The organism is Labrys okinawensis (assembly GCF_002982075.1).
Lineage (GTDB): Bacteria > Pseudomonadota > Alphaproteobacteria > Rhizobiales > Labraceae > Labrys > Labrys okinawensis_A.
This window is the reverse complement of record NZ_PUEJ01000001.1, coordinates 220487-247428: the sequence shown is the minus strand read 5'-3', so window position 1 is coordinate 247428 and position 26942 is coordinate 220487. Positions and strand designations below refer to the sequence as shown.

Below are 26942 nucleotides of genomic sequence, written 5' to 3'. Positions count from 1 at the left end.
CATGCGCCTGGCGATCCTTACCTCCCATCCCATCCAGTACCAGGCGCCGATCTTCCGGGAACTTGCGAGGCGCATGGATCTCGAAGTCTTCTTCGCACACCGCCCCACACCCCGGCAGCAGGCCGATGCCGGCTTCGGGGTTGCATTCGACTGGGATATCGACCTCCTCGCCGGCTATCCCAACCGCTTCCTCGCCAACAAGGCCAGGAATCCGGGCGTGGACAATTTCTTCGGCTGCGACACGCCGGCCATCGCCCAGGCGTTGCGGGAGGGTGGTTTCGATGCCCTGCTCGTCTGCGGCTGGGCGCTCAAATCCTATCTGCAGGCCATTGCCGCCGCCCGGCGCCTCGCCATGCCCGTCCTGGTGAGGGGGGACAGCCACCTGCTGACACCGCGCCGGCGGCTGAAGGCCTGGACCAAGCGGGCAGTCTATCCCCGCCTGCTGCGCTTCTTCGATGCCGCGCTCTATGTCGGGCAGAACTCCCGAGCCTATTACCGCCACTATGGCTATCCGCCGGAGCGGCTGCATTTTTCACCGCATTGCGTCGACACGGACTGGTTTGCCGCACGGGCGACGACGCAGGCGCGCCAGGCCCTGCGTGCCAGCCTGTCCATCGGCGAGGCAAGCCTGGCCATCGCGTTCGCGGGCAAACTCGTCGAGCGCAAGCACCCCCTCGACCTCATCGAGGCCGCCGCCCTGTGCGGTGCCGGGGGGCGCGAGATCGAGGTGGTGATTGCCGGCGACGGCCCGCTGCGCGAGGCGGTGCAGGCACGTGCTGCGCAGCTCGGGGTGCGGCTGCATTTCCTCGGCTTTCGCAACCAGAGCGAAATGCCGGCCGTCTATGCGGCCTGCGATGGCCTGGCGCTGCCCTCCTCGGGGCAGGAAACCTGGGGCCTCGTGGCCAATGAGGCACAGGCCTGCGGGCGACCCGTCATCGTATCGGACCAGTGCGGCTGCGCTCCCGACCTCGCCGCGGACCGTGACACCGGTCGCATCTTCGAAACCGGCAATGTCGGGGCGCTCGCCGCGGCCCTCGCCGATTTGCCGACGGGCACTGCCACGAGGAGCGCCCTTGCCGCGCTCGCTTGCCGCTATGGCGTCGGTGCGGCCGCCGACGGCATCGAGGCTGGCTTGGCTTCTTGCTCAAAGAGAACCGCCGACCATCGCCGGACATCAGAGGTGCTGACCTGATGCCGATGTCAGCCACCTCTCCGCGCTCGTCGGCCCCGTTGCCAGGGGTCGTGATCGTCGGCGCGGTGCTGCTCGCCATTCTGAACCTGCCGGCCGAGAACGCCCTGCTCACCACCTTCAGCCTGGTCGTTCTCGTCGCCGGCGTCGCCCTGCTGTGGCGGCCTGGCGAGCCGCCGATCGGGCTGTTCATTTTCGCCTATCAATGGCTGCAGGCATCGATATCGGCCTTTCATGCCAATTGGCTCGGCATCGACGTCGGCGCCTATACGATCTATGGCGGGGACAACAAGTCGGCGATCCTGCTGACCCTGGCCGGCCTGCTCTTCCTGGCGTTGGGCATGCGGCTCGGCAGCGGCCCGCCCGACAGGGCCGCGAGCCGGCAGGCGCGGGAAGCGGTACTGGCCCGGCCGCTTGCCACCTGGTTTTCCCTGTATCTCGTGGCTTCGATCGTCGCTGTCGGCGCCCTCCAGGCCGCCGCGCTCAGTCCCGGGCTGGCGCAGCCGCTCCTCGCTCTGGCCGGGTTGAAATGGGCGTTCTTCATGATGTTCGCCTATGCATCCTTCGTGCGAAACCAGCTGGGCAACCCCTTGTTTTCCTGTGCCTTTCTTGCCGAACTGGCCATGAGCACGGGCGGGTATTTCTCCGATTTCAAGACGGTGATGTTCTTCACGCTGTTTGCAACGGCCATGGCCGGAACGCGCCTGCGCGGGCTTCACGTCATCGGCGGAGCGATCCTGGTCTGCCTGATCGTCGTCAGCGGGATCCTGTGGACGGCCATCAAGGAAGATTATCGCAACGCGGCCTCCGGCGGCTCGGCCTCACAGGCCGTCACGCTCGACCTCGGCGACCGGCTGGGCACCATAGCCCAGCTCCTCGGCAGGCTGGACGGCGCCTCGATATCGGAGGCGACCGGGAAGATGCTCCACCGCGTCTCCTATGTCGAATTGTTCGCCGTGGTTCTCGCCCGCGTGCCGCAGACCATTCCCCATGAGAAGGGCGCGCTCCTCCTGGATGCGACGAGCCGGCCCTTCATGCCGCGCATCCTGTTTGCCGACAAGAGCCAGGTCGACGACACCCGCCGCACCAATTACTACACGGGCGGCCTGTCGGGCACCTATCGCGGCACCTCGATCAGCCTGGGTTATATGGCCGAACTCTATATCGATTTCGGTCCCCTACCGATGATGGCCGTCATCCTGCTGTTCGGCTGGCTCTATGGCCGCATCTACCGCTGGCTGGTGCATTCTCCGCGAGCCGGACCGCTGCTCGGCTTTACCTCGGCCTGCGCCATCCTGGCCCAGGCCGCCCTGTTGGAAGTCAGCCTGGCCAAACTGGTCGGCGGCGTGATGGTTTCGGTCCTCCTCACCGCCCTGTTCGTTCGGCTGGCGGCGCCACGCCTGCGCTCCTGGCTGGAAACCCGGCCGGTCGGGCGCTGACAAGATGATCGACGCAACCCCATGCGCCCCTGCGTTCTCCTGACGGCCTTGCGGGAAAACCCCGCTCTCGCGAAAGCCCGCAGACTGGCGGCGCTGCATCCACCCTCGGCCTTCCGGATCGCCGCCGACGACGAGGCCCCCGACATCGTGTTGCATCTCGACAGCGGCTATATCGGCCTTGCGGACCTGCTGCAATTGCGGCGACAGGTCACGAAGCACCCGACGGCCCGGCACTTCCTGTTCTCGGAATCCGACTGGCCCTACGCCATATTGCCGGGGGCCTATCCATCCCTCACCAAGGCCCTTCCCTGGGCGCGGAGCTGGAGCTACCTGCCCGACCCCGACCACCCCGCCGCTGCTGCCTTCCTGCCGCGGAAGGAACCGGCCCATCTCTTCTCCTTTCTCGGCCGGGCCAGTACCCATCCGATACGAGAGCGCCTCCTGGCTCTCGACAGCCCGGATACGCCGTGCCTCGATCTGGTGGCAGCGCCGGCTCGTTTCGCCGATTTCGACTATCGCAGGACCTATCGCGAGTTGCTGCTCCGCTCGCAATTCGCCCTTTGCCCCCGCGGCTTCGGCGCCTCCAGCATCCGCCTTTTCGAAGCGATGGCCCTCGGCTGTGCACCGGTGATCATCGCCGATGCCTGGCTGCCGCCCCCTGATATCGACTGGCGGGAGTTCAGCCTCTTCGTGGCCGAAAAGGACATCATGCGCATACCGCAAATCCTGGAGGAGGCTCGCGGGAAGGCCGCTTCCATGGGCGAACGCGCGCGCCAGGTCTTCGCGGCGCATTTCGCACCGGAGATCTTCCTCGATCGCCTGCTCGTCACGCTGGTTGCGCTTCCTCACGAGGCCGGCGGCCGGGCGATGGCCGGCCGCGCCTGGAAGGCGCTGGGCTGGCGCGAAGGCTATTCGCTGGCACATCGGGTCAAGATGCGGATCCGCACCACCGCAGGTCTGACGCCTTGAGGCTGCGCTGCCTCCACGTGGTGCCGACCTATCTGCCGGCGCTGCGCTATGGCGGGCCTATTCACGCCGTCCACGGCCTGTGCCGCGCCTTGGCAGGCCGCGGCTGCGACGTTCAGGTCTACACCACCAATGTCGACGGTAACGGTGTCCTGCCGGTCCCGACCGATCGGCCGGTGCAACTCGACGGCGTGAACGTCCACTATTTTCCGGCCGGGCTCGGACGTCGCCTCTATCGCTCCCCGGCGATGGGCCGCGAGCTGGCGCAGAACATCGCCTCCTTCGATATCGTGCATCTCCATTCCGTCTTCCTGTGGCCGACCACCGCTGCGGCACGATTCGCACGGCGAAACGGCATTCCCTATCTGCTGGCGCCCAGGGGAATGCTGGTTGGCCCGCTGATCCGGCGCAAAAGCCGCTTGCTGAAATCGGCCTGGATCCGGGCCTTCGACCGCGCCAACCTCGGCGGGGCCGCCGCCATTCACGTGACCAGCCGATCCGAACGCCTCGACATCGAGAAACTGGCATTGCCGGCCCGGGCTTTCGCCCTGGTGCCCAATGGCATCGACACGCCGCCCGTCAATGCCGGTCTCCTCTCGCGGGATCATGCCCGGCCCTATGTCCTCTTTCTGGGGCGGATCAGCTGGAAGAAGGGCATCGAGCGCTTGATCGACGCCATGCAGGTCGTCGCCGATGCCGATCTCGTCATCGCCGGCAATGACGACGAGGGCGAAACCGCCCGGCTGAGGGCACGCGCCGCAGCATTGGGGGTTAACGCCCGCATCCGCTTCGTCGGCCCCGTTCATGGCGAGGAGAAATGGTACCTGCTGCGCAACTGTGCCGCCTTCGCACTGGCCTCCCATTCGGAGAACTTCGGCAACGCCGTCTTGGAGGCGATGGCCTGCGCCCGCCCTGTCGTCGTCACCCCCGAAGTGGGGCTTGCCGATGTGGTCGCCGACGCCGGCTGCGGCCTTGTCGTCGAAGGCTCCCCTGCGGCGCTTGGCGCGGCGCTCTCCTCCCTCCTGGCAGACGCTGACTTTGCCGCCCGGCTGGGACAGGCCGGCGAGAAGACGGCTCGCGAGCAATTCTCCTGGCCCGGCATTGCGGCTGCCATGATCGATGTCTACCAGGAGGCCATCCTCGCCCAGGCGGGAGAAGCTGCTCCCGCCGAAAGAGCCGTGCATGTCTGACTTGATCGCACCGCGGACGACGGTCCTGGTCCTGAGCTTCAACGAGGCTCCCAACCTGGCGCGCTGCCTCGATCGGCTCGGCTGGGCGCCGCGTATCCTGCTGGTGGACAGCGGCAGTACGGACGAGACGCTCGAGATTGCCGGCCGATACGCCAATGTCGAGGTGGTGCATCGCCCCTTCGACAGCTTCGCCGGCCAGTGCAATTTCGGGCTCGGCCTCGTCGATACGCCCTGGGTGCTCTCGCTCGACGCCGATTATGAATTGAGCGAGGATCTTGCCCGCGAAATCCAGTCCCTCCGTGAGGGGACGGCGCAGGGCTATTCGGCGGCCTTCATCTACCGCATCCATGGCAGGCCCCTGCGCGGAACCCTCTATCCGCCCCGCACGGTGCTCTATCGCCGGCAGGCCGCGCGCTACCGCGACGAGGGCCATGGCCATCGCGTCACCGTGGCGGGCGAGGTCGGCACCCTGGCGGCCCCCCTCTATCACGACGACCGCAAGCCCCTTCTCAGATGGGTCGATTCACAGAAGCGCTATGCGCAGATCGAGGCGGACCACCTGCTCGCCAGCCCGAAGGAGGACTTGAGCCGGGTCGACCGCCTCAGGCTGCAGGCATGGCCGGCACCGCTCCTGGTGTTCTTCTATACCTTGTTTCGGAAAGGCGCCGTCCTCGATGGCTGGGCGGGTTGGTACTACACCCTGCAGCGCGTGATCGCCGAATGCCTGATCGCGCTGGCCCTGATCGATCGGCGCCTGGCGAAATGACAGGAAGGGTTCCGGCTTGATCATCCTCGGCCTCAACGCCTACCACGCCGATGCCGCCGCCTGCCTTCTCAGGGACGGGCAGATCGTTGCGGCCGCGGAGGAGGAGCGCTTTCGCCGTATCAAGCACTGGGCGGGCTTTCCCAGCCAGGCCGTCGCCTATTGCCTGCGGGAGGCAGGTATCGGGCTCGGGGATGTCGACCATGTCGCCGTCAACAGCGATCCCAGGGTGCATCGCCTCGAGCGCCTGGCTCATTTGTTGCGTCACCGGCCCGATCTTTCTCTTGTCCTCGACCGCTTCCGCAACCGCCGCAAGCGCCTCTCCATTGCCGATGAACTCGCCGCCGCCTTTGCCGGGCAGCGTTTCAAGGGCACGGTGCACCGGGTCGAGCATCACCTGGCCCATCTGGCATCGGCCTTCTTCGCCTCCCCCTTCCAGGAAGCGGCCGTCCTCTCCCTCGACGGCTTCGGCGACTTTTCCTCCACGGCGTGGGGCAGCGGGCACGCCGGCGCGGTCACCGTCGAAAAACGGGTGCTGTTTCCCCATTCCATCGGCCTGTTCTATCAGGCGCTCACCCAATATCTCGGCTTTCCGCACTATGGCGACGAATACAAGGTCATGGGCCTGGCGCCCTATGGCAAGCCGGTCTTCCTCGACAGGCTGCGGCGCCTCGTAAGGCTCGAGGCTTGGGGAACGTTCGCGCTCGACCTCAGCTATTTCCGGCACCATCGCGAGAAGATCGCGTTCGACTGGCAGGGCGGAGCCCCGGTCTTCGCCCCGCTCTACTCGGATGCATTGGAGGGACTGCTCGGCCCCGCGAGAGCGCCGAATGAGGCACTGACCGAACGCCATCACGATATCGCATCGTCGGCCCAGGCCCTCTTTGAGGAAGTCCTCGACCATATCCTGCAGGCCGTCTGGGACAAATATCGCCTGCCAAACCTCGCTTTTGCCGGCGGCTGCGCCCTCAATTCAGTGGCCAATGGCAAGATCAGACGAACTTCGGCCTTCCGGCACCTCTATGTGCAGCCTGCGGCCGGCGACGCCGGCGGATCGCTCGGTGCCGCCCTGGCTGTCTGGCACCAGTTCCGGGGCCACCGCTCAACCCCGATGGACCACGCCTATTGGGGTCCGGCCTATGGTCCCGATGAGATCAATCGGCTTCTGGCAGCCGAAACTGTCAAGCTCGCCGCCATGGACTGCGACATCCGGCATTTTGAGGATGAAGCCGAGCTTTGCCAGGTGACGGCAACCGCCATCGCCGCCGGCAAGGTGATCGGCTGGTTCGAGGGGCGCATGGAATGGGGGCCGCGCGCGCTCGGCAGCCGCTCCATCCTGTGCGATCCCCGTAGGGCGGACATCAAGCAGCTTCTCAACCACAAGATAAAGCGGCGTGAGTCATTCCGGCCGTTCGCGCCATCCATTCTCGCCGAGCATGCCGCCGACTGGTTCGAGGATATCGATGCGGTGCCATTCATGACCGAGGTCCTGCCGGTCCGGCCCGACAAGCGTGCCCTCGTGCCCGCCATCACTCATGTGGACGGCTCCGGGCGACCGCAGACGGTGCAGCGGCAGGCCAACCCAGCCTATCATGCCCTAATTTCCGCCTTTTTCACGTCGACCGGCGTGCCCATGGTGCTCAACACCTCCTTCAACGAGAACGAACCGATCGTCTGCACGCCGCGCGAGGCGCTCGACTGCTTCCTGCGCACGCGCATGGACATTCTCGTGCTCGGGCAGGTGCTGATCCAGCGCCGGCAGACCACCGGGCCGGCCGCCATGCCCGACAGCCAGCACGCCGCCGATGGCCCCCTCCCCGGCCCCTGAAGCCGCGGCGCCCTCGCGCGCGATCTCCTGCCATGCCGTGTATGGCTGGTGCCTCGTCCTCGCCTGCCTGGAGTGGCTGTATTATCGGCTGGGCCAGCAGCCCTTGCGCCAGATCGGCGACCTGCCCCATGTGATCTCCGTCCTCGAAGTGATCGAGATCGCAATGATCGTTCGCCTGATCGGACGCGAGCGGCGCGACGCTCCCTTCCAGGCGAGCGAGGCCGCCCTGACCCTCGCGGCGATGGCTTTCTGCGTCCTCGTACTGCGCCAGGTGCCGCTCGCCGCCGCGCTGGCGCTCGCCCTTCTTGCGGCGTGGCGCCTGCGTAAACGCCCGTCCTGCCGCGCCTCGTCCGTCGCACTGCTGGCCTTCACTGCCCAATTCGTGCTTCTGGGCTGGCCCTTTCTCGTCCTTCACAACGTCGTCGGCCTGCTCGATGCCGCGATCGTGCGAACCGCGCTGCAGACGGCGGGACAGGATGTATCGGGCCACGGCACCTACATCCTCCGTCCCGCCGACGCGATCGGCTTCGACGTGATGTGGGGCTGTGCCAGCTCGACCACCCTGGTCCAGAACCTCACGGCCTACGCCATCATCGCCGTCGGTCTCGGGGGGCCGCTCCGTCGTTCCGACTCCACGGCATTTCTGCTCGTCACCGGCGCCACCCTTGCCTTGAATTGGCTGCGCCTGGTGCTGATCTGCGCCTCGAAGGATGGATATCTCACCTGGCATGAAGGCACGGGCGCGAATATCCTGGCAGCGTTCTATGCCGTTCTGATCCTCGTCCTCGCTTATTACCGGGCCAGGCCCCGGCAGATGCAGCCCTCCGCGTGATCCGCCTGTTCCACATCCTGGCTGCGGCGCTGGTGGTATGGTCCCTTGCCTTGGCTATCCGGCAGGCTCGCCTTCCCCTCCAGCCTGCCCCGGAAGCCCAGATCGTATCGGTTTTTGCCAAAGCCGGCTTTTCGCTCGCGACCCAGCGCCGGACCCTGCTCGGCCCGGAGCTCTCCTTCACGCGGTCCGATTGCGCCATACCGATGCGAGCGGTGTTGACGGAAACGATCCATCGCGATGCCATGCAGATCCTTGCCGGCATGGCGGGGACCGATGAAGAAGTGATCACGGTCTATGGCGGTGCGGCCGTGCCCAGCCTGCATCTTCGAGACATCGCCTGGCCCTGGCTGCAACGCAAGCTCGGCGTCATGCTCGGCCTTTACCGGTCGAACCCCTGGGACTCCATCGGCCTCGCCATCTTCTCGCCCCGTAAATGCCGGGGCGGCGGCCCCGACTGGTCATCCCTGCTCAGCGAATCCTGAATTCTGCGCTCAGGTCCAGTTGAAGTTGTGCGCCGCGTTGCGTGTGTCCTCTTCATAGCGATCCTCCCACACGCGCGTAAGGAATATCACCAGCGCGAATTCCGACATGAACAGGACGAGCGCCATGAACGCCCAGACGACCGGCGCAGCCAACAGGCGAAAACCGCCGATTTGCGGATAGCGGCTGAGGGCCAGATTGGCTGCCTCCATCACGAGGCCGATCTGCAGGCTGATGCCGATGATGATGACCAACAGGGTGATCGGTTCGCGCAGCGCCGTTCTCAGGGAGGTCCGGATCGGCCGACGCTCGTCGAGGGACGCGGCAGGCCCCACCAAGGCCAAGCCCGCTGTTGCCATGAAGCCGAGCGCATAGGAGAGCAGGATCGCCCCCCGCACCAGCTGTTCGTGCGCGACGGGCGCGCCCGGCAAGGGCGGATGCTTGAGCAGGCCTATGACGGCCCAGCACACGAGCACATAGAAACCCATGCGCCGCGCCCGCCCGCCGGTGGGAAATACAGGGCGCCATTCGTCATGGATGAGGCCGCGGTGCAGGCGCAGCGCAATGCGCGCCAGGAGATAGGTCGTCATGGCATGGAAGGCGATGAGCAGGCCGACCTGGACCAGACCCGAGGGCCACGCCACCAGGAAGGACATGGGCGGCACCAGTTCCTGAACGGCGAAAATCAGCCAGGCCGCAAGGAAGAGAACCGGCTGGCGTATGATCGTCATGCCTGCCTGCCGCCAGCTTTCGGCAAAAATATTATAGGGGCGCGACGAGGCAAAGAAGCCAGCGATACCGATCGCCATCAGGATCACGAAAATGATCAGTGAAACCTCGATGGACGGAGACGGCATTTCGATTGTTGCCCTGACGCGTGACCTGGAAATGGAGCGCGGCTAACAAGCCACAATTACGAACCGCCCGCCGCTGACAGGCTCCTGAACCACCGCAGCCAGTCCCTCATTTTCTTTCGTCCCATTATCAGGATCAGCAACGCCACCGCCAAATAGGAAATCGTACTCGTACCCGGCACGGGCCCCGGGATCTGCACGAGGGATACGTCGTCCAGACGCAGGGGCGCTGTCAGCAAGCCCGGCAAGTTGGTGAAGACGAGATTTGTTACACCAGCAGGTAAATTTACTGTAAGGGTGTAAAGATTATATCCACCCAAACCAACAATCGTAACTCCATAAGTCAAATTATAGGTGACTCCACCTATCTGCACACTAAAATTCAAAAATCCAATAGAAAGAGAAATCTGCGGAGCGAGATAAAAGCTCAGTTGATAGGTACCAGCGGTCGGAATAGTGATGGATTGTGAAATCGTGCCGCCGCCTGTGGCAATCGTGCCATAAAAACTCCCGCTATGTGCCGGCGGGTTGAGAAATATCGTGCCTTCTTGGGTCCGCGTAGACCCTCCGCTGTAAGTCCACCCCGTCGTCGTTTCGAAGCCGCCGTTGGTGATGATCTGGGCGCGGGCCTGTGCGAGCAGAATTGGCGAAACAGCAAGGGCGAATGTCAGAAGCAACGGCCCCCATGCCTTGAGCAGAAATTTCATGCCCCTCTCCCGGCGCCAGTCCCGTCAGGTTAGCCTCGCAAGTTAGACCAAGCCCCGCCGATCAACAATCGCATTGAGAGCGCGGCCGACCCCGGGGGGCGGCCGCGAGACCTCATTGGGCCGGGCTCAGACTGCGCAGCGCCCCATATTCGTCCGATCTCAGCAGATCCTCGAAATAGGCGATGGTCCTGGCGAGGCCGTCGCGAAGGCCGATGGACGGGCCCCACCCCAGAAGCGCGCGCGCCTTGGCGATATCGGGCTGGCGCTGGCGCGGATCATCCGTCGGCAAGGGCCGGAATTCGAGCCGGGACGACGAACCCGTCAGCTCGATGATCAGCTCGGCAAGGTGACGAACGGTGATCTCCACGGGATTGCCGATATTGACCGGCCCGTGAATGTCGGCCGGCGTCGCCATCATGCGAACCAGGGCTTCGATCAGGTCGTCGACATAGCAGAAGGAGCGCGTCTGCCCGCCATCCCCATAGATCGTGATGTCCTGGTTGCACAGCGCCTGGACGATGAAATTCGACACCACCCGCCCATCGTCTGGCTGCATGCGCGGGCCGTAGGTGTTGAAAATCCGCACGACTTTGGCCGGGACGTCATATTGCCGGATATAGTCGAAGAACAAGGTTTCGGCACAGCGCTTGCCCTCGTCATAGCAGGAGCGCGCCCCGATTGGATTGACGTTCCCCCAATAATCCTCCGCCTGGGGATGGGTATGCGGGTCGCCATAGACCTCGGAGGTGGAGGCCTGCAGGACCTTCACCTTCAGGAGCCGCGCCAGATCCAGCACATTGATGGCACCCAGCACATTCGTCTTGGTCGTCTGGACCGGATCGAACTGGTAGTGTTTCGGCGAAGCCGGGCAGGCCAGATTGTAGATCTCGCCGGCTTCGACGCGCAAAGGCGTCGTAATATCGTGGTTCAGCAGCTTAAAAGCGGGGTTTCCGATAAGTTGGTCCACGTTGCGCCGTGAGCCGGTAAAGAAATTGTCAACGCAAAGAACTTCTTTATTGTCTCTCAATAGGCGCTCGCACAGATGCGAGCCGAGAAATCCAGCGCCACCCGCCACCAAGACGCCGGTCACAGCCGCATTCCTGTTGCTCCGGCGAGCGTGACGCTGTGTTTCAAGACTGTCATGACCAAGAAAACTATCGATTTTTCGGGAGTCGTCAAATCCGGCGGCAAACCACGCGCCGTCGCCGGGCCTGCCTTGCCCTTCCGCCCTTTCGCCCCGAACCGACCTTGCCATGGCGCGCACGGGGCTGCCATGCCCGGGAAAATGCCGTAATAAGCCGTCATCGATCATGCCCGCCCGGCGGTCAAAGCGGGCGAGCTTGGAGTGCAACACGGCGATGGGCGTTCTCCGCGCGCAAATCTCCAGGCTGGTAAAGGGGATGCTGGCCCGGCACGGGCTGCTCCTGATCAGGGCCGGAGCCAAATTCGGCCACGATCCCTGGGCGGACATTCGCCGTCTCGCCGAAGCCTGGCACTATCCCATCGCGACCGTTTTCGATGTCGGAGCCAATGATGGCGAGACGGCGGCCCTCGCCCTGCACAAATTCCCAGTGGCGCGAATCGTCAGCTTCGAACCGCACCCGGAGACATTCGCCTTTCTGATGCGGCGGCTCGGCGGGGAGCGGCGGTTTGCCGGCGTCAATGCGGCGCTGGGCGTGCAGGACGGCACCGTCGACATGTTCGAATACCCCTCTTCGAAGATCAACAGTCTCAGCGACCGGGCGCAATATGCGCTGCGCTACCCGCAGGAAGCCGACCGCATCAGCGTGCAGTCGACGACGCTCGACGCCTATTGCGAGCGCAACGGCTTCGAGACGGTCGACGTTCTCAAGCTCGACACCGAGGGTTTCGACCGCATCGTTCTCGAAGGCGGCCGGGGCATGCTCGAACGGCGGGCCATCAGGTTCATCTATGTGGAGTTCAACGACTTGCAGCCCAAGGAGAATGCCATGGGGGGAGACCTGATCTCGATCGACTCGCTCCTGCGGCCGCATGGCTATCGCTTCATCGCATCCTATAACGACTACATCGTCACCGAAGGCGATCTGTTCTGCGTCTCCAATGCGCTTTTTGCCCTTCCTCCGGTCACGTCGACGTTCTCGCCGAACCCGGCGAGGCTCTAGCCGTTCTCCCGGGGTAACCGCCTTGAGGCGCTAGTCGGCCCGCATCGATCCGGCAAACCGCTCCCTATATTCGGCAGGGCCGAGCTGACCATCTTTCAAGAAGGCCCGTCGCATGTTCTCGACATCCGAGAAACCGCACTGGATCGCGATGGAAGAAATGCTGTTGCTCGTCTTTTCCAGCAGGCTCCTCGCTACCTCGATGCGCATGCGGCGGATCACCTTGGCGGGCGTGTCTCCAACGGCCTCCTTGTACTGGCGGGCGAAGGTCCGCGGGCTCATTCCCATCCAGTCGGAGAGCACCTCGATATCGAGCCTGCGCGACAGATTTGTAATGATCCAGTCGTGAAGCGCGCCGAAGCGGCTATCGATGTCCCTGCTCTGCGCAGCCAGCGGAATGCTGATTTGCGCTTGGCCGCCCGGCCTGTGCATGAAGACCAGCAAGGTTCGGGCTACGTCGAGGGCAAGAGCCCTGCCGTGATCCTCCTCGATCATTGCCAGAGCCATATCGATTCCGGACGTCATGCCAGCGGACGTCCAGATATTGCCGCTACGCAGATAAAGACAGTTTGATAATACCGTCATGGACGAAAAGTGCTTAGTCATCGGCGCGCGCCACTTCCAATGGGTCACGACATCCACGCCATCCAAAAGTCCCGCCTCTGCCAGCAAAAACGTTCCCATCGACAGCGATCCAATACGTCTAATTCTTGTCTTTATTTTTCTTAACCATCCTATGAGTGCAGAATCGTCTGTATAATTCAAGAATTTGTATGAACTAACGACCAACAATGTATCAATTTTTTCGGCACTCAAGTCAAATATACAATTTGACTCCAGTCTTATGCCGCTATCGAGGGGGATTACTCCACCATATGGTGAAGCAACAGTAATTTGGTACGCCCTATCTTTATACCTCAAGCCAACCTCATGAAATGCCTGGATCGGCCCTGCAGCATCTAGCGTAATCGCGTCCTCCGTAACCAGGATTACGACTTCTCTCGGAGATCTCGGCGACGTCTTGGCAGAAAATGAGGTCAATTTGTCCTCCACAAATCTGCGAGAGCACACCTAATCTCTGTCCTGTCCCGATGATGTAAATGGACGCTCCCCCAGAAATAGTGGATATCACCCCTTAGGTATCTAAATCGTCTATGACCGTCATCCGGAGGTATTTGCCATGAACGGAGAGGCCCTGGTCGCGTTCGTCATTTTCCTCTTTCCACTCGCCTACAGCCCGGGACCGGGCAACACGTTCTTCGCAACGCTCGGAGCCAGCGGTGGCTTCCGGGCAGCCGTGCCAGCCCTTGTGGGCTATCACGTGGCGACATTCATCGTGACATTGCTGATCGGATTAGGGGTGGGTCTGACGCTCTTATCGGAACCCCATGTGGCAAAGATCCTGAATGTGGCCGGAGCGCTCTACGTGTTGTGGCTAGGCATCAAATTTGCCCAGGCGGCATTTGCCAGCCCACAAAGCGAACTGGGCTCAACAACCGAGGGGCGTGCGAGCTTTGTCGATGGAGCGATAATACTCCTGCTCAATCCGAAGGCATACCTGATCATTGGACTCATATTTACTCAATTCATGGGGAATTATGAAGACAAGGTCGGCCATGTATTCAGCATAGCTACAATATTTACTGTCAACAACTTGATTGCTTTTGCCGTGTGGACGTTGGCTGGAGCTGCTATCGCGCGCCTGTTTAGCGGAGGAACGTCAGGTCGAGGTGTCAATATCTTCTTCTCGATCTGCCTGATCGGCGTAGCGTTGTGGATGTTCCTGCCCGTGTTCCACACCTAACTGGTGGCATCAGCCACCGTCCCAAACAGAGGTGGGCACCATGCATATCAGGACGGAACGAGCTGACGGTTGGACTGACGAATATGGCGGAGCCTTTCGCCGGCTTTATCCCTGGAAAGGCGTGGCGGCGCCGCCATGGGGTGGTGCCTTCATGAAGGTCATGCCGGGCCAGCAATCGATTCCGCATGATCACGACGAAGAGGAGACGTTCATCTTCATCTCGGGAAGCGGCACGATAACGGTCGACGGAGAAACCAGTCCCGTAGCAGGCGGCGACGTCGTCTATCTGCCCCGTTTCTCCCGGCATTTCGTCAACAACACCTCCCAGGAAGAGGAGCTTGCATTCCTGTGCGTGTGGTGGGGTGCCCCGGAAGCGGATGCGAAGGGAGCCTGACCCGATGACCCGCACCTTTATCGTCACCGCCACGCCCCCCACGCCGAACGGGGATTTTCACGTCGGGCATCTTTCGGGCCCCTATCTCGGCGCCGACATCTTCGCGCGCTACCAGCGCATGTGCGGCAACCGCGTCCGCTATGTCTGTTCCGCCGACCGCAACCAGAGCTATGTCGTGACCACGGCCGAGCGCCTGGGCAAGAATCCGGATCGCCTGGCCACCGCCTGCCATGGCGAGATGCGCCAGACACTCGAGGCGGCCGACATCCGCATGGACGCCTTCAACATGGTGGATGGTGAGCACGTCGCCTTCGTCCAGTCCTTCCTGGCGAAGGTGGAGGCCAATGGCCACGCCGTGCGTAAGCCATGGCGTTTCCCCTATTCGGTGGCTGAGGATCGCTATTTGTTCGAATCTTTCGTCTCCGGCCACTGCCCGGTCTGCTGGTCGCCGACGGCGGGCGCGATCTGCGAGGCTTGCGGCCATCCCAACGACACGCGCACCCTCGAATTGGTTTCCTCCAGCCGGTCCGCCGGCGACATCGACTATCGCGAGGTCGAGATCGCCGTGCTGGAACTGGAGCGGTTCCGAAGCGAGTTCACGGCCTTCTACGAAAGCAAGCGCGGCATCTGGCGGCCTCATGTCGTCGAATTTGCCTTCGAGATGCTGTCCAGACCGCTGCCGGACTATCCTCTCACCTACCCTTCGGACTGGGGCATTCCCGCCCCTTTCACCGGCCTTGAGGGTCAGGTCGTGAATGTCTGGGCGGAAATGCTGCCGGGCCTGGTGAACTCTACGCGGATTGCCGAGGGCGAAAAGGCCACCGGCGACGGCAGCGAGACCGGCCTCTGGAGCCCGCGCCGGCAGGCCGAACTCGTCGAGTTCCTCGGCTATGACAACAGCTTCTTCTTCACCTTCGTGCATCCGGCCCTGGCCTGGGCCCATGGCGACTGCAGGATCGTCGACACCATTCTGACCAACGAATTCTTCGAACTCGAGAACTTCAAATTCTCGACATCGAAGGGGCACCTGATCTGGGCGCGCGACCTTCTGCGCGAACGGGACGTCAATGCCGTCCGCTTCTATCTGGCCCTGGCAAATCCCGAATATCAGAAGATGAATTTCACCCAAAGCGCCATGGACGAACTGGTCGAGGTTCGCCTGTCCCGACCCTACAGGGAGGCGGCGAGCGGCATCCTGGAAGCGGCCGCGGCGCTGGGATTGTCGGGCCAGCGCTGGCGCATCGACGAACAGACCGCGGCGCGCCTCGGCGGCGTGCTGGCTCGCTTCGCCCGTTTCCACGAAATCGAGACCTTCAGCCCCCAGCGTATCGCCGAACATCTGAGCCAGTTGCTGGTGCGCATTGCCGCCGGGAGCCGACACGCCCTTTCGCCCCGTCTCGCCCGGGCCGAGGCGATCGAGGAGGTCCGCTATCTGGCTGGCCTTTTCCAACTGGTTCTGCCGCTCGTAACCCGCCCCCTGATGCCGGCCTTCAGCGACCGCCTTGGCGAGGCTTTCGCCAGGACTGCCACCGACACCTGGCCTGCCAGCCTGGCCGGCCAGGAGTGCCAGATCGAGGCAGCGACCTATGACCAGGCACTCGCCGCCTGGGTCGACCAGCAGCCAGCCCTGAGGAGAGCGTCGTGAAGCCTCCCATCATCGACCTCATCGGTATCGGCTTCGGCCCGGCCAATCTCGCCCTCGCCGTGGCGCTGGACGAAGCGGGCTTTTCAGGCTCCGTCCACTTCATCGAGGCACGCCCGGCATTCGCCTGGCAGCCTACCATGCTGCTTCGCGGCAGCGACATCCAGCACAACCCGCTGCGGGATCTGATTACCCCCGTCAATCCCCGGAGCCGCTTCGGCTTCGTGAACTATTTGCATCAATCGGGCCGCTTCTTCGACTATCTCAATCTCGGCAGCGCCTATCCGCTGCGCCGTGAATTTGCGCATTACGTCGAATGGGTGTCCGAGCATTTCTCGCATCTGGTCTCCTATGGCCACACCGTGACCGGTCTACAGGTGGTTCACGGTGCCGGCGCGGATCGCCTGCTCCAGGTCGACTGCGCCGACGGCACGCGCTATCTGGCCCGCGCTGCCGTGATAGGACCGGGGCGCAGTGCCAATATCCCGGAGCCTTTCACCGGTCTCCTGGGCGAGACGATTTTCCACCTCTCGGACTATCTGCCCAAGATCACGCAGTTGTCCCAGCCCGAAAAGATCGTCGTCGTCGGCGCCAGCCAGAGCGCCGTCGAAATCATGCTTGATCTCGATGGCCGCTTTCCGCAGGCCGAGATCCATGGCCTCATGCGCGGCTACGGTTACAGGCTCAAGGATACCAGCCCCTTCACCGGTGAGATCTACTTCCCGCAGTTTACCGACTACTTCCATGCTGCATCCTGGGACGGGCGGATGGCGCTCTCCCGGGAGCTGAGATCGACCAACTACTCGGCGGCCGATGCCGACGTGATCAATCAGCTCTATCTGCGACGCTATGAATCGCGTCTGGAGGGACGGCCGGGCCATCTCGACATCATCAACAACGCCGATATCCGGCGCTGCATCTCGGCTGGCGGGAAAACCAGGCTCACCATCCAGGACCGTTACACGCAGACCATACGCGAACTGGCGGCGGATGCGGTGGTCCTCGCCACCGGGTTCCTGGATTTGGGAAGTGGCGGCCAGCGCGAGCTGCTTCATCCGCTCCTCACCGAGTTGTGCAACGAATACGAATTCCACCCGGTCCAAGGCCTTGCGGTCGCGAGAGACTATAGCCTGGTGGGACCGGATGCGCCGCCCGTTTATCTCAACGGCCTGTGCGAGAGTTCCCACGGCTTTGGCGATGCGGGTTCCTTCTCCCTTCTTTCGATCCGAGCACGGGATATCGCGACATCCGTCGCCCAGCGTCTCGATCGACGGGCGCCGATACGCCCTCCGCCGAAGCTGGCGACGGCCTTGCGCGCCTGACCGGGCTTTCCAGCCAACCAAGCCTGCCCTTGTTCGAGATGGTTCGGATCGCGGTCCGCCAACCATGTCCAGTGTGGAGAATGCCAAGATGACAGGTTCCATTGACAACACGCACGAACTGGTCTGCATCGGCTTCGGCCCGGCGGCAATTGCCGTGGCAGCCGCTATCGAGGACAATGTCCGCGCCGGTTCGCTGCCGCCCGACATGCGCCACAAGGTCGTTTTCCTGGAAAAGCAATCGAGTACCGCCTGGCAAGGCGGCCTTCTCCTGCCGGGGACCAACATCAATCACAACCACTACCGGGATCTGGCGACGCCGAGAGATCCAGGCAGCGCCTTCACGTTCGCGCGCTATCTCAAGACCCAAGGCAGGCTGTTCGAACACGGCGCCTGGAGCGGAGCCGTAAGCCGGATCGAGTGGTCCGACTATGTCGGCTGGGCTGCGCGGCAACTCGGCCAGTATGTGCGCTATGGCGAGGCGGTGGAGGCGATCGGCCCCGCTTCGGACGGCGAGCGCCGCACCCTGGCGGTTACGACCGGCAAGGGGCGCTATCGTGCCCGCCAAGTGATGCTGGCCTGCGGCATGGAACCCTTCCTGCCCGACCAGTTCGAGGCGGCTCCCAATCACCTCGCCCGTCACGCCGGCACCTATCTCTATTATCGCAAGGAATTGGACGAGCGCGTTCGTGCCGCGGCCGGCAGGCCCCTCCACGTCGCCATTGTCGGCTCAGGCCTCAGTGCGGCGGAAATCATGCACGATCTTTTGACGCGCTATGAACCGGAGCGCATCCATGTCACGTCCCTTCACCGGGGCCTGCCATTCCGGCAATATGACATGTCCCAGTTCTCGAACCAGATCTACATGCCGCCCGAGGCCGTTCGTTTTTCGGCGGCAACTCCGGCCGCCCGGCGCCGGATCTTCGAAAAATCCTGGGCGACCAACTTCTCCGGAGTCGACGCCGAATGCTCGGCACAGGAATGGAACTTCCTCTATGAACGGCGCCTGATGGGCCTGTCGAACGCCACGATCATAGACCGCCACGAGATCGAGGCCGTTCAGCAGATCGGCGAGCAACTCAGCCTTCGGCTTCGCGACATCATGACGGAGGCTCCTGCTGCCCCGCTCGAGGCGGATTTCGTCATCCTCGCCACCGGATATCGCGATACCGCGCCCGATCGCCTGCTCTCGGGCATCGAGGGCGAGGTGGAGCGTGAATATGACGGCCTCCTCGCCATCACGCCGGACTACAGGCTCAAGACGTCCGGCCGGGTGAGCGCTCCCATCTGGATGAACGGCCATTGCGAGCACACACACGGCATTGCCGATACCCAGTCCTTCAGTCTGATTGCCTACAAGGCTGAGAAGATCTTCGAGGGCATTCGATCGCACCTGCAGGCCAGCCTGCCGCATCCGGTCGACCAGCACGGCGACGAGAAAAAGCAGATGAGCGCCGCCTGAGGCGCCTTGCGGCTCGAGGCGACCGCCAGCCGCAAGGACACGTCGAAATAAAGAATTGGAGAAAACAAGCCTCCAGCCGCGCACGCGCTTGTTCCAGAGCGCCCGGCAAATCGTTCTTCAGGGAGATTGAGATGTCCATTGAAGTCATCGAACGACACGAGTCGCAGGTTCGCACCTATTGCCGCCATTTTCCCGCACTCTTCAAGCGGGCGGAAGGAAGCCATGTCTTCGATTCCCAGGGGCGACGATATCTCGATTTTCTGGCGGGAGCCGGCTCGCTCAATTATGGACACAACAATCCATATCTGCGCGAGGCCCTGATCGGCCATCTCAACGAGAATGGCATCTGCCAGTCGCTCGACCTCTATACCACTGCCAAAGCCGACTTCATGGAGGCCTTCTTCGATCACATCCTGGCACCGCGAAACCTGGCCGACTACCGCCTTCAATTCGTCGGCCCGACGGGCACCAACGCCGTCGAGGCGGCCTTCAAGCTCGCCCGCAAGGTCACCGGCCGACACCAGATCGTCGCCTTCACGCGTGGCTTTCACGGTGTATCACTGGGCGCCCTCGCGGCCAGCGCCGAGAACGGCAAACGCCGGGCGGCGGGCCAGCCCCTCAACAATGTCCTCAGGGCGCCGTTCGAAGGCTATTTCGGCCAGAAGGTCGACACGATCGCCATCATCGAGAAGTTTCTCGATGACCCGAATTCGGGCTGGGAGGCGCCGGCGGCTTTCGTGGTCGAGGTGGTCCAGGGCGAGGGAGGCCTCGAAACCGCCTCGCCTGGCTGGCTGCAGCGACTGGCTGCCCTGGCGAGCCGGCTGGGATCGCTGCTGATCATCGATGAAATCCAGACGGGCTGCGGGCGCACCGGTGACTTCTTCGCCTTCGAGGCCAGCGGCATCAAGCCGGATCTCATCTGCGTCTCCAAGTCGATCAGCGGCTTTGGGCTGCCGATGTCGCTGTTGCTGATACGCAGCGAGCACGACCAATGGGCGCCCGGCGAACACAATGGCACGTTCCGCGGCTCGAACCTTTCCTTCGTGACCGCGACCGCCGCCATCCGGCATTACTGGCTCACCGGCGATTTCATCGGCGAGGTCCGCGCCAATGCCGTCATCGTGCGCTCGGGGCTCAACGAAATCGCCTCGCGCCATCGCGGCGTGAGCGTCGTGGGCCGGGGCATGATGCTGGGCCTGCGCTTTTCCACCGAGGGCCGCGCCGACGCGGTGTCCAGGGCCTGCTTCGAACAAGGACTCATCGTCGAAACCTGCGGGCCGCATGGCAACACGCTCAAACTACTGCCGCCCCTGACAACGCCCGAGGCCCTTCTGGAGGAAGGGATCGAGATCATCGCCCGCTGCACGGCCTTGAGCGAGTCCAGAACCGAACTGCTTGCAGGTGCTGCATGAACTATGGCGGCGCAGGCGCGCCTCTTGGCCGCCGCTCCCGTCAAGGCTGCATGATGGCCGGCTTCCTGCCATTCGGAGGGCTTCATTCTTGAACAAGCATCTGCGCATCGGCCTGGCTGCCAATGACGGGGGCGCTCACACGCAGGAACTGCTCGAGGCCTTCGTGGTGGCCAAGGCCTGGCTCGGCGTCGAAGCCTCCTATGTCTGGGAGAACGACGAACGCGACCCAAAGGCGGCGGTTCAGGCGGCCCGACGCCTGGCCGACAGCGGCGTTCCCATCGTCGTCGGACATCTCAGCGCGGCGGCTGCCGTTGCCGCCGTCCCCGTCTATGCCGCCCGCAACATGGCTTTCATCGCTCCGGCCACCAGCCACCCCCATCTGAATCCACGGGGTTGGCCCGGGGTCTTGCGGGCTTTCGGCACGGATGGCCGGACGGCGCGGTCCATGGTGACCATCGCTCCCCCCGGAGAGCACCCCGCGATCTGCTTTGAGCGTCAGGCCTATAGCCAGGCGCTTGCAGCGGAGCTGCGGCAACGCCTCGAAGCGGCGGGTCACGCTCCGGCCGTGGTCGAAATTGCCGACGATACCGGTCTTGCAGCGTTGCCGTCCACGGTTTCCACGCTCTATATCGCAGGAATTCATGAATTCTGCGCCGATGTCGCGAGAGGTGTGCGAAAACAGGGACTCGACTGCACAATATCCGTCGGTGACGATTGCTATACACCCAGTTTCGTCGAACGGGCGGTCGAAGCAGCCGAAGGATGCCGCATCTCGACGCAGATCCTCTCGGCCCTGCTGAGTGAGAATGGCGATGCGCCCGTCCAGGGGTATCTGCCGACATCCGTCATTGCCTTGACGGTCGCCCTGCAGGCAATCGCGCTTTTTCCTGAACTGAACGGAGCCGAGCTCGGGAAAGCCATGCGAGCGCGCAGCTGGAACACGCCCTATGGCTCGGTGACCTTCGACGAAGATGGTAATCTGCGCGGCCTCAGCGCTATATCCTTCATTGTCGACAAGGGGGCAATCCGCCATTTCCGAGGGGCGCCCGCCTAAGCCTTTGCAGCGCTCATGCCGGCGATGGAGAGACGATCCTGCCATGGAAGGCGCAAAAAAACGCGCTCGGCCCGCATCATTGATACGGGCCGAGAAACGTCTTCCGCTCAAATATACCAGAAGATGAGAATAATGCTTTATTCAACCATTATAATAGCGATAGGTGATTAAAGCCTGGACCGTGAGAAAGGATATTACAGAAACAATATAAATGTATTTTGCGGCTGGAAGTATAACAGTGAGTATCTGGTCGCTCATTTTGCCTCGCCATTTTGCTTTCGCTCCTTCCAAAATTATGGATTTTAGCAATGAAGAAAAGCGAGTTAGAGAGTAATTCGGCAACGCCGAACGTGATATTTCCTGTTTCCATTAAAGGAATTGCAAGTCCGATCTATAATCGATCAACACCGATCGGGTGACACGTTTCTATTGCCGTTGTTTTGTTAATAATCGGCAATTGCCTCACAAGTTTGTCGGGAAGCGGGTTGTTTTGTAAGAAAGTGTCGCAGGTCTCCATCGAAGCCGGAGCAGGCAGAACTACTCCGGCTTTCCGCGGATCCTGCAAACGAATGCCGGCTGCGACAGCTCCGGGCGGACAATGCCGAACCACGGTATCCAAATGTCACAGGGCGCGCGGGTACAAGCTTTTCGACAAATTTCGACCCAGCCGGCGAAGTCCCGCGACAAAGGGTGCTTACGGTCGTGCCATGCAACTGGAGGCAAGACCGTGACATCCTTTGCAGATTTTTCCACGCGATCGAAGGTCGTCGACGATGAGGTGCCTTTCGTCGGAGATCCGGCCTATGAGAAACTGGACGGCCCTGCCGCCATCGCCTATCGCCGCGCGGGCGGGACGCTTTTCGATATCCTCGTCATCGCCTCGATTCCGATGATCATCGCCGTGAGCCTGCTCGTCGGACCGGATCCCCATGCCAAAGGCTCGGCCCATCCTACGTCGGTCGCTGCAATCGCCGATCCGGCGGCGGCGATGCCGCGGCACATGTCCCTGCCGATGGTCGAATAAAGCGTCTCCAGAAAAGTCGATGGACTTTTCGACGAAGAAAACGCGCCGAAGCAAAAGATAGAGAGAAAGTGCGGTTCAACGAATCGCGCTTTGCTCCAGGCAGGGATTCTGCCTCACATGCGGCCGGGGAAGACGACGCCGATGCCTGGCGGGTCAAGCCCTGGCCCGGGCATTGCGGGCCGTGACGAGCGGCAGACCGATCACCGCCCGCAAGCCTTTGGCCTGGTTGAAGAGCCGGATGTCCCCGCCATGGTGGCGGGCGATGGCCCGGGCGATCGAGAGGCCAAGTCCTACTCCCCCCGTCTCGCGGTTGCGCGAATGCTCGAGACGGAAGAAGGGAGCGAAAACCTGGTCGCCGACGCCCTCGGGTATGCCCGGCCCGTCGTCCTCGATGACGATGTCGATGCTCTCGGCCGAGCGCGCCAGCGTGACCCGCGCGCGCTCGCCATAGCGCACGGCATTCTCGACCAGATTGCGGACGGCCCGCCGCAGCGCATCGGGGCGACAGCGATAACTGATCTTCGGACCATCGAGAAAGGCCACGTTCTGGCCGATCTCGACCAGATCGTCACACAGACTTTCCACCAGGGCGGAGAGATCGACCGTGCGGGTTGTCTCGGCCGTTGCCTGCTCGCGCGCGAAGGCCAGCGCCGATTCCGTCATGGTCTGGATCTCGGCAATGGTCTTGAGCATCTTGTCCTGGATCTCCGGGTCGGAGACGAATTCGGCTCGCAGGCGCAAGGAGGTCAGCGGCGTGCGCAAATCATGTCCGATGGCCGCGAGCATGCGGGTGCGGTCTTCGACGAAGCGCTGCAGCCGGGCCTGCATGCGGTTGAAGGCCTCGGCGGTCTGGCGGATGTCGTCAGGCCCGGACTCCGGCAAAGGCGGCACGGCCTCGCCTCGCCCGAGCAGTTCCGCCGCGGTTGCCAGGCGCCGCATCGGCCGGGCGATGCCGCGGGCCACCAACACGGCAATGACCGACAGTACCAGCGCCGTGATGCCGAGAGAAAGGGCCGATTGCGAGGTCCAGAAGGCGTTATGATAGTTCTTGGCGTAAGCGGCGTTGAGCCACATGCCCCGGTCGAGCTGGACGGCCAGGCCCATGCCGATCGCGGTGTCGAGATATTGGAACTTGGCCGGGCGGGCGAGCAGCCAGGACTGGGGTGCGATCTCCATCCAGCGGGACGGTTCGCTGGCGAAAGCGGCGCCGGTTGGTATTTCCGGGACGGTCGCCATGGCCGGGCCACGGTTCGGCTTGGGATGGCCGGGCATTTTGGCGGGCGGGAGGGGCTCGTGAAGGCGCTTCCAGGCGTCCTTGGCCCAGGCCGTCGCGTCGACTGGCTCCTGGGTGGACAACCAGAAGCGCGAATAAATGGTGCCGCTGACGGCAAGGATGTCGCCATGGACCGCATCCGGCGTCGCATTCAACGACAAAGCCAGCGAAGCAGCCCGGCTGAAGAACTCGCCCTTGGCCGCCGCGCGCATGGCCTGGCCGCGCTCGTCCCAGGAGACGAGAAAGCCGATGCCCTGCGATACCGCCAGGGCCAGCAGCATGAATGTTATGATCTGGGCAGCCAGGCTGCGCCGCCACAAGGCCATCATGCCTGTTCGACCTCCGCGGTGAAACTGTAGCCGCCGCCCCAATGGGTCTTGATGAGCATGGGGTTTTTCGGGTCGGACTCGATCTTCTTGCGCAGCCGGCTGACCTGGTTGTCGATGCTCCGGTCGAATGTGTCGGCGGCCCGGCCGACCGTGAGATCGAGCAATTGATCGCGGCTCAGCACCAGGCCGGCATGGTCGAGGAAGGCCGTCAGTAGCCGGAACTCGGCCGTGCTCAGGGGAATGGCGACACCGTCCGAACCGGCAAGCTCGCGGCGGCCGACATTGAGCTGCCAGCGATCGAAGCGCAGGGTCTTGGCCTTCAAGGCACCGCGCTGGGGCGGCAGGCTGTTGACCCGGCGCAGCACCGCCTTGATCCGCGCCAGCAATTCGCGCGGATTGAACGGCTTGGTGAGATAGTCGTCCGCCCCCATTTCGAGACCGATGATCCTGTCGGTGTCATCGACCATGGCGGTGAGGAAAATGATCGGCACCACCGTGGTGCTGCGCAGATGGCGGCAAACGCTCAAGCCGTCCTCGCCAGGCATCATCACGTCGAGGATGATGAGGTCGGGCGCATTGCGCTCCAGCAGACGCCGCAGCGCCGCAGCGTTTTCGGCCACGCTGACGCGGTAGCCATGCTGGGCGAGATATTTGCCGACGAGGTCGCGAATGTCACGATGGTCGTCGACCACGACGATATGGGGTACCGATTCCATGGGTGACACTCCGGCCTAGGGCGAGCGGGACAAGACCGGCTCCTTGCGATGCACCGATCGCCCCCTGTTCCATGCTCCATTGTAATGGCGTCGTCGTGGGCTGGGTAGACCGGCCCGCCCGGCAAATCGCCCCGAACTGTATCCAATTGTATCGGGCCGATTTCGCGCCATAGCTTGCGACACTTTTCCTGCCGACCGGACGAGATGCCGCACAAGGCCCTTTTCAGCGTCCTCCGATACCCTGCTGCGCAGGGCCAACCTACCCGGAGCCGACCGCTCCATGAGGCGCTAGAGCGTTTTCCAGAAGAGTTGATAGACTTTTCGATTAAGAAAACGCGTCGAAACAAGGAATTAGAGAGCAAAGTGCGGTTCGGAGAAATCGCACTTTGCTCTAGCCCCCGCCGATCCTTAATTCCGGCTCCTCGGCGCAAATCGCAGCGAGGAAATCGATGAATTGCCGCACTCGGGAGGGCATGCGCCGCCCGGCGACGGTGACTGCGCTGATCGGAAAAGGCGGTGGGGCATGCTGGTCCAAAATTCGGACGACCGCGCCTGAGGCCAGCACATCCGTGAATAGCCAACTCGCATGATGGGCGATGCCGAGGCCCGCAAGGACCGCGCCGCGGATATGCTCAGCGTCGTTCGTGCGGAACGCTCCCCCACCGTCGACTGCGACCTGACGGCCGTCTACCTGGAAACCCCACCCGATGATTTCTCCCTGGTAGACATAGCTGATGCGCTGGTGGGTGCGAAGCTCATCCAGCGTTTGCGGCGTGCCGTGTTGGGCCAGATAATCGGCGGAGGCCAGGGTTATCATCTGCATGTCGCCGATGTGCCGGGCGACGAGTGCGGAATCCGAGAGCCGACCGATCCGGATCGCGACGTCTATTCCCTCTTCGATAAGATTAACGTGCCGCCCGGACACTTCCATCTCAATCGCGATATCAGGGAAACGGGTCCTGAAATCCGCCAGACGGGGAATGACGAACATCCTCCCGAAAGCCGGGGAGAGAGTCACGCGGACCAGTCCCGAAGGGGCCGACTGCCCTTGAAGGATTCTCTCTTCGATGAAGTCGAGATCCTGAAGGATACGGACGGCGGCCTCGTAATAGTCCTGCCCTGCGGGCGTCACGGCAAGAGCGCGCGAACTTCTCGTGAGGAGTAGGGTCCCGAGCCGCGCTTCGAGCGCGGCCAGCTGTTTGCTGACCGTGGGTTGGCTGACGTTCAGGTCTCGCGCTGCCTTCGAAAAGCTTCCGCTTTCGACGAGGCGCACGAACATCCGCATCGCATCGAGCTTATCCATCCCTGTATCCCTCCCGTCGCGACCATCACAATAAATTCCGTTAAAGAATAGATGGCATTCTTCAAGCGCGGCTTTCATTCTCAGTAGGCATATGAGAACTGGCGTTCGGCCACCCGTTCACGGGATCGGAACCGAAAGGGACAGTCATGACAATCAAGATCTATGGTGATGCCGGCTCGGGCAGCCTGCGTCGCGTGACCACCGCCGCGAAGATCATGGGCATTCAACTCGAACGCGTTAGCGTCGACCTCTTCAAGGGCGAGAGCCAAACGGACGAGTTCAAGTCTCGCCTCAATCCCAACGGTCTAACACCGGTTCTGGAGGATGGTGACACCATTCTCTGGGAAGCTTCTGCGATCAATCTGTATCTCGCCGGCAAGGTGAACTCGCCGCTGGTCGGAACCACGCAGGAGGAGCGCTTCCAGGTGCTTCAGTGGATGTTCTGGTCGGGCGAGCAGTGGCGCACCTTCACCACCACGATCTTCGATGAGCGCGTGGGCAAGACGGTCATGGGCATTGCGAAGGATGAGTCCCTCATCAAATTTGCCGAGGGCAAGATCCGCGCCGCAGCGAAGGTGCTCGACCGGCATCTTGAAGGCCGCCGGTTCATGGTCGGCAATGGGCTGACCTTTGCCGATATCGATATCGCGGCGCCCTTCTCCCAGGTCGGTCGTGCAAAGTTTCCGTTCGAGGAATATCCGAACCTGATCGCCTGGCACGACAATCTTCTCCAGTCGTTCCCGGCATGGGCGGAGACGAAGGCTGAGGTCGACAACCGCATGGAAAGCTTCCTGGCGAGCGCCGGCGTGAAACTATAATTG

At 62.8% G+C, this 26942-nt stretch carries 25 protein-coding genes; 18 read left to right on the top strand and 7 right to left on the bottom strand.

Going from position 1 to position 26942, the window contains the following annotated elements; genetic code table 11:
* Nucleotide 1 precedes the first annotated feature (1 nt).
* Genes C5L14_RS01175 through C5L14_RS01140 form a run of 8 tightly spaced genes read left to right on the top strand, consistent with a single transcriptional unit; the run spans nt 2 to nt 8689 of the window.
* On the top strand, nt 2-1192 hold the full coding sequence (locus tag C5L14_RS01175) for a glycosyltransferase family 4 protein (protein ID WP_105860202.1): 1191 nt from the start codon (nt 2-4) through the stop codon (nt 1190-1192).
* Nucleotides 1192-2628, top strand: a complete 1437-nt coding sequence (locus C5L14_RS01170; RefSeq protein ID WP_105860201.1) for a hypothetical protein — start codon at nt 1192-1194, stop codon at nt 2626-2628. Before C5L14_RS01175 ends, C5L14_RS01170 begins: the two co-directional genes overlap by 1 nt.
* Nucleotides 2629-2649: 21 nt before the next feature.
* Nucleotides 2650-3597, top strand: a complete 948-nt coding sequence (locus tag C5L14_RS01165; protein WP_105860200.1) for an exostosin domain-containing protein — start codon at nt 2650-2652, stop codon at nt 3595-3597.
* The gene (locus C5L14_RS01160; protein WP_105860199.1) at nt 3594-4784 is read left to right on the top strand and encodes a glycosyltransferase; all 1191 of its coding nucleotides are present in this window, start codon (nt 3594-3596) and stop codon (nt 4782-4784) included. The genes C5L14_RS01165 and C5L14_RS01160 overlap by 4 nt, the downstream gene beginning before the upstream one ends.
* Nucleotides 4777-5550, top strand: coding sequence for a glycosyltransferase family 2 protein (locus C5L14_RS01155; protein ID WP_105860198.1), 774 nt, complete (start codon nt 4777-4779; stop codon nt 5548-5550). The genes C5L14_RS01160 and C5L14_RS01155 overlap by 8 nt, the downstream gene beginning before the upstream one ends.
* Before the next feature lie 16 nt (nt 5551-5566).
* Nucleotides 5567-7375 (top strand): carbamoyltransferase family protein, encoded by a 1809-nt coding sequence (locus C5L14_RS01150; RefSeq protein ID WP_105860197.1) that lies wholly within the window; start codon nt 5567-5569, stop codon nt 7373-7375.
* Complete coding sequence (locus C5L14_RS01145) at nt 7353-8207, top strand: hypothetical protein (protein WP_105860196.1); 855 nt, start codon at nt 7353-7355, stop codon at nt 8205-8207. Before C5L14_RS01150 ends, C5L14_RS01145 begins: the two co-directional genes overlap by 23 nt.
* Nucleotides 8204-8689, top strand: a complete 486-nt coding sequence (locus tag C5L14_RS01140) for a hypothetical protein (protein ID WP_105860195.1) — start codon at nt 8204-8206, stop codon at nt 8687-8689. Before C5L14_RS01145 ends, C5L14_RS01140 begins: the two co-directional genes overlap by 4 nt.
* 9 nt (nt 8690-8698) lie before the next feature.
* On the opposite strand, the gene C5L14_RS01135 is transcribed toward C5L14_RS01140, so the two are convergent.
* The 3 genes from C5L14_RS01135 to C5L14_RS01125 all read right to left on the bottom strand — a co-directional run bounded on the left by C5L14_RS01135 (nt 8699) and on the right by C5L14_RS01125 (nt 11338).
* The gene (locus C5L14_RS01135) at nt 8699-9544 is read right to left on the bottom strand and encodes a hypothetical protein (protein ID WP_105860194.1); all 846 of its coding nucleotides are present in this window, start codon (nt 9542-9544) and stop codon (nt 8699-8701) included.
* Nucleotides 9545-9600: 56 nt separating this feature from the next.
* Complete coding sequence (locus C5L14_RS01130; RefSeq protein WP_105860193.1) at nt 9601-10248, bottom strand: hypothetical protein; 648 nt, start codon at nt 10246-10248, stop codon at nt 9601-9603.
* 112 nt (nt 10249-10360) lie between these two features.
* Entirely contained in the window at nt 10361-11338 is a 978-nt protein-coding gene (locus C5L14_RS01125; RefSeq protein WP_245443155.1) for a UDP-glucuronic acid decarboxylase family protein, read from the bottom strand.
* Nucleotides 11339-11606: 268 nt separating this feature from the next.
* Between C5L14_RS01125 and C5L14_RS01120 the strand changes: the two genes are divergently transcribed.
* Nucleotides 11607-12392: an FkbM family methyltransferase gene (locus C5L14_RS01120; protein ID WP_181160959.1), complete on the top strand. Its 786-nt coding sequence runs from the start codon at nt 11607-11609 to the stop codon at nt 12390-12392.
* Nucleotides 12393-12422: 30 nt separating this feature from the next.
* Here the strand turns inward: C5L14_RS01120 and C5L14_RS01115 are convergent, their stop codons facing one another.
* The gene (locus C5L14_RS01115; protein ID WP_245443153.1) at nt 12423-13442 is read right to left on the bottom strand and encodes a GlxA family transcriptional regulator; all 1020 of its coding nucleotides are present in this window, start codon (nt 13440-13442) and stop codon (nt 12423-12425) included.
* 127 nt (nt 13443-13569) lie between these two features.
* Between C5L14_RS01115 and C5L14_RS01110 the strand changes: the two genes are divergently transcribed.
* The 8 genes from C5L14_RS01110 to C5L14_RS01075 all read left to right on the top strand — a co-directional run bounded on the left by C5L14_RS01110 (nt 13570) and on the right by C5L14_RS01075 (nt 22500).
* Nucleotides 13570-14193: a LysE family translocator gene (locus tag C5L14_RS01110; RefSeq protein WP_105860189.1), complete on the top strand. Its 624-nt coding sequence runs from the start codon at nt 13570-13572 to the stop codon at nt 14191-14193.
* A gap of 40 nt (nt 14194-14233) precedes the next feature.
* Nucleotides 14234-14587, top strand: coding sequence for a cupin domain-containing protein (locus tag C5L14_RS01105; RefSeq protein ID WP_146126803.1), 354 nt, complete (start codon nt 14234-14236; stop codon nt 14585-14587).
* A gap of 4 nt (nt 14588-14591) precedes the next feature.
* Nucleotides 14592-16232, top strand: a complete 1641-nt coding sequence (locus tag C5L14_RS01100; protein WP_181160957.1) for a class I tRNA ligase family protein — start codon at nt 14592-14594, stop codon at nt 16230-16232.
* Nucleotides 16229-17551, top strand: a complete 1323-nt coding sequence (locus tag C5L14_RS01095; RefSeq protein ID WP_210203191.1) for a lysine N(6)-hydroxylase/L-ornithine N(5)-oxygenase family protein — start codon at nt 16229-16231, stop codon at nt 17549-17551. The genes C5L14_RS01100 and C5L14_RS01095 overlap by 4 nt, the downstream gene beginning before the upstream one ends.
* 88 nt (nt 17552-17639) lie before the next feature.
* Nucleotides 17640-19010, top strand: coding sequence for a SidA/IucD/PvdA family monooxygenase (locus tag C5L14_RS01090; protein ID WP_181160956.1), 1371 nt, complete (start codon nt 17640-17642; stop codon nt 19008-19010).
* Nucleotides 19011-19141: 131 nt separating this feature from the next.
* The gene (gene ectB, locus C5L14_RS01085) at nt 19142-20422 is read left to right on the top strand and encodes a diaminobutyrate--2-oxoglutarate transaminase (protein ID WP_105860184.1); all 1281 of its coding nucleotides are present in this window, start codon (nt 19142-19144) and stop codon (nt 20420-20422) included.
* An 88-nt stretch (nt 20423-20510) separates the two neighbouring features.
* Nucleotides 20511-21476, top strand: coding sequence for an ABC transporter substrate-binding protein (locus C5L14_RS01080; protein WP_181160955.1), 966 nt, complete (start codon nt 20511-20513; stop codon nt 21474-21476).
* 727 nt (nt 21477-22203) lie between these two features.
* Complete coding sequence (locus C5L14_RS01075; RefSeq protein WP_105860182.1) at nt 22204-22500, top strand: hypothetical protein; 297 nt, start codon at nt 22204-22206, stop codon at nt 22498-22500.
* Nucleotides 22501-22653: 153 nt separating this feature from the next.
* Here the strand turns inward: C5L14_RS01075 and C5L14_RS01070 are convergent, their stop codons facing one another.
* From C5L14_RS01070 to C5L14_RS01060, 3 genes are all read right to left on the bottom strand, one after another.
* Nucleotides 22654-24102, bottom strand: a complete 1449-nt coding sequence (locus tag C5L14_RS01070) for an ATP-binding protein (protein ID WP_105860181.1) — start codon at nt 24100-24102, stop codon at nt 22654-22656.
* Nucleotides 24099-24818, bottom strand: a complete 720-nt coding sequence (locus tag C5L14_RS01065; RefSeq protein WP_105860180.1) for a response regulator — start codon at nt 24816-24818, stop codon at nt 24099-24101. The genes C5L14_RS01070 and C5L14_RS01065 overlap by 4 nt, the downstream gene beginning before the upstream one ends.
* Nucleotides 24819-25209: 391 nt before the next feature.
* Nucleotides 25210-26121 carry a LysR family transcriptional regulator gene (locus tag C5L14_RS01060; protein WP_181160954.1) on the bottom strand — a complete coding sequence of 304 codons (912 nt, stop codon included), beginning with the start codon at nt 26119-26121 and terminating at the stop codon, nt 25210-25212.
* Nucleotides 26122-26267: 146 nt separating this feature from the next.
* On the opposite strand from C5L14_RS01060, the gene C5L14_RS01055 reads away from it, so the two are divergent.
* The gene (locus tag C5L14_RS01055) at nt 26268-26939 is read left to right on the top strand and encodes a glutathione S-transferase family protein (protein WP_105860178.1); all 672 of its coding nucleotides are present in this window, start codon (nt 26268-26270) and stop codon (nt 26937-26939) included.
* Nucleotides 26940-26942 lie beyond the last annotated feature (3 nt).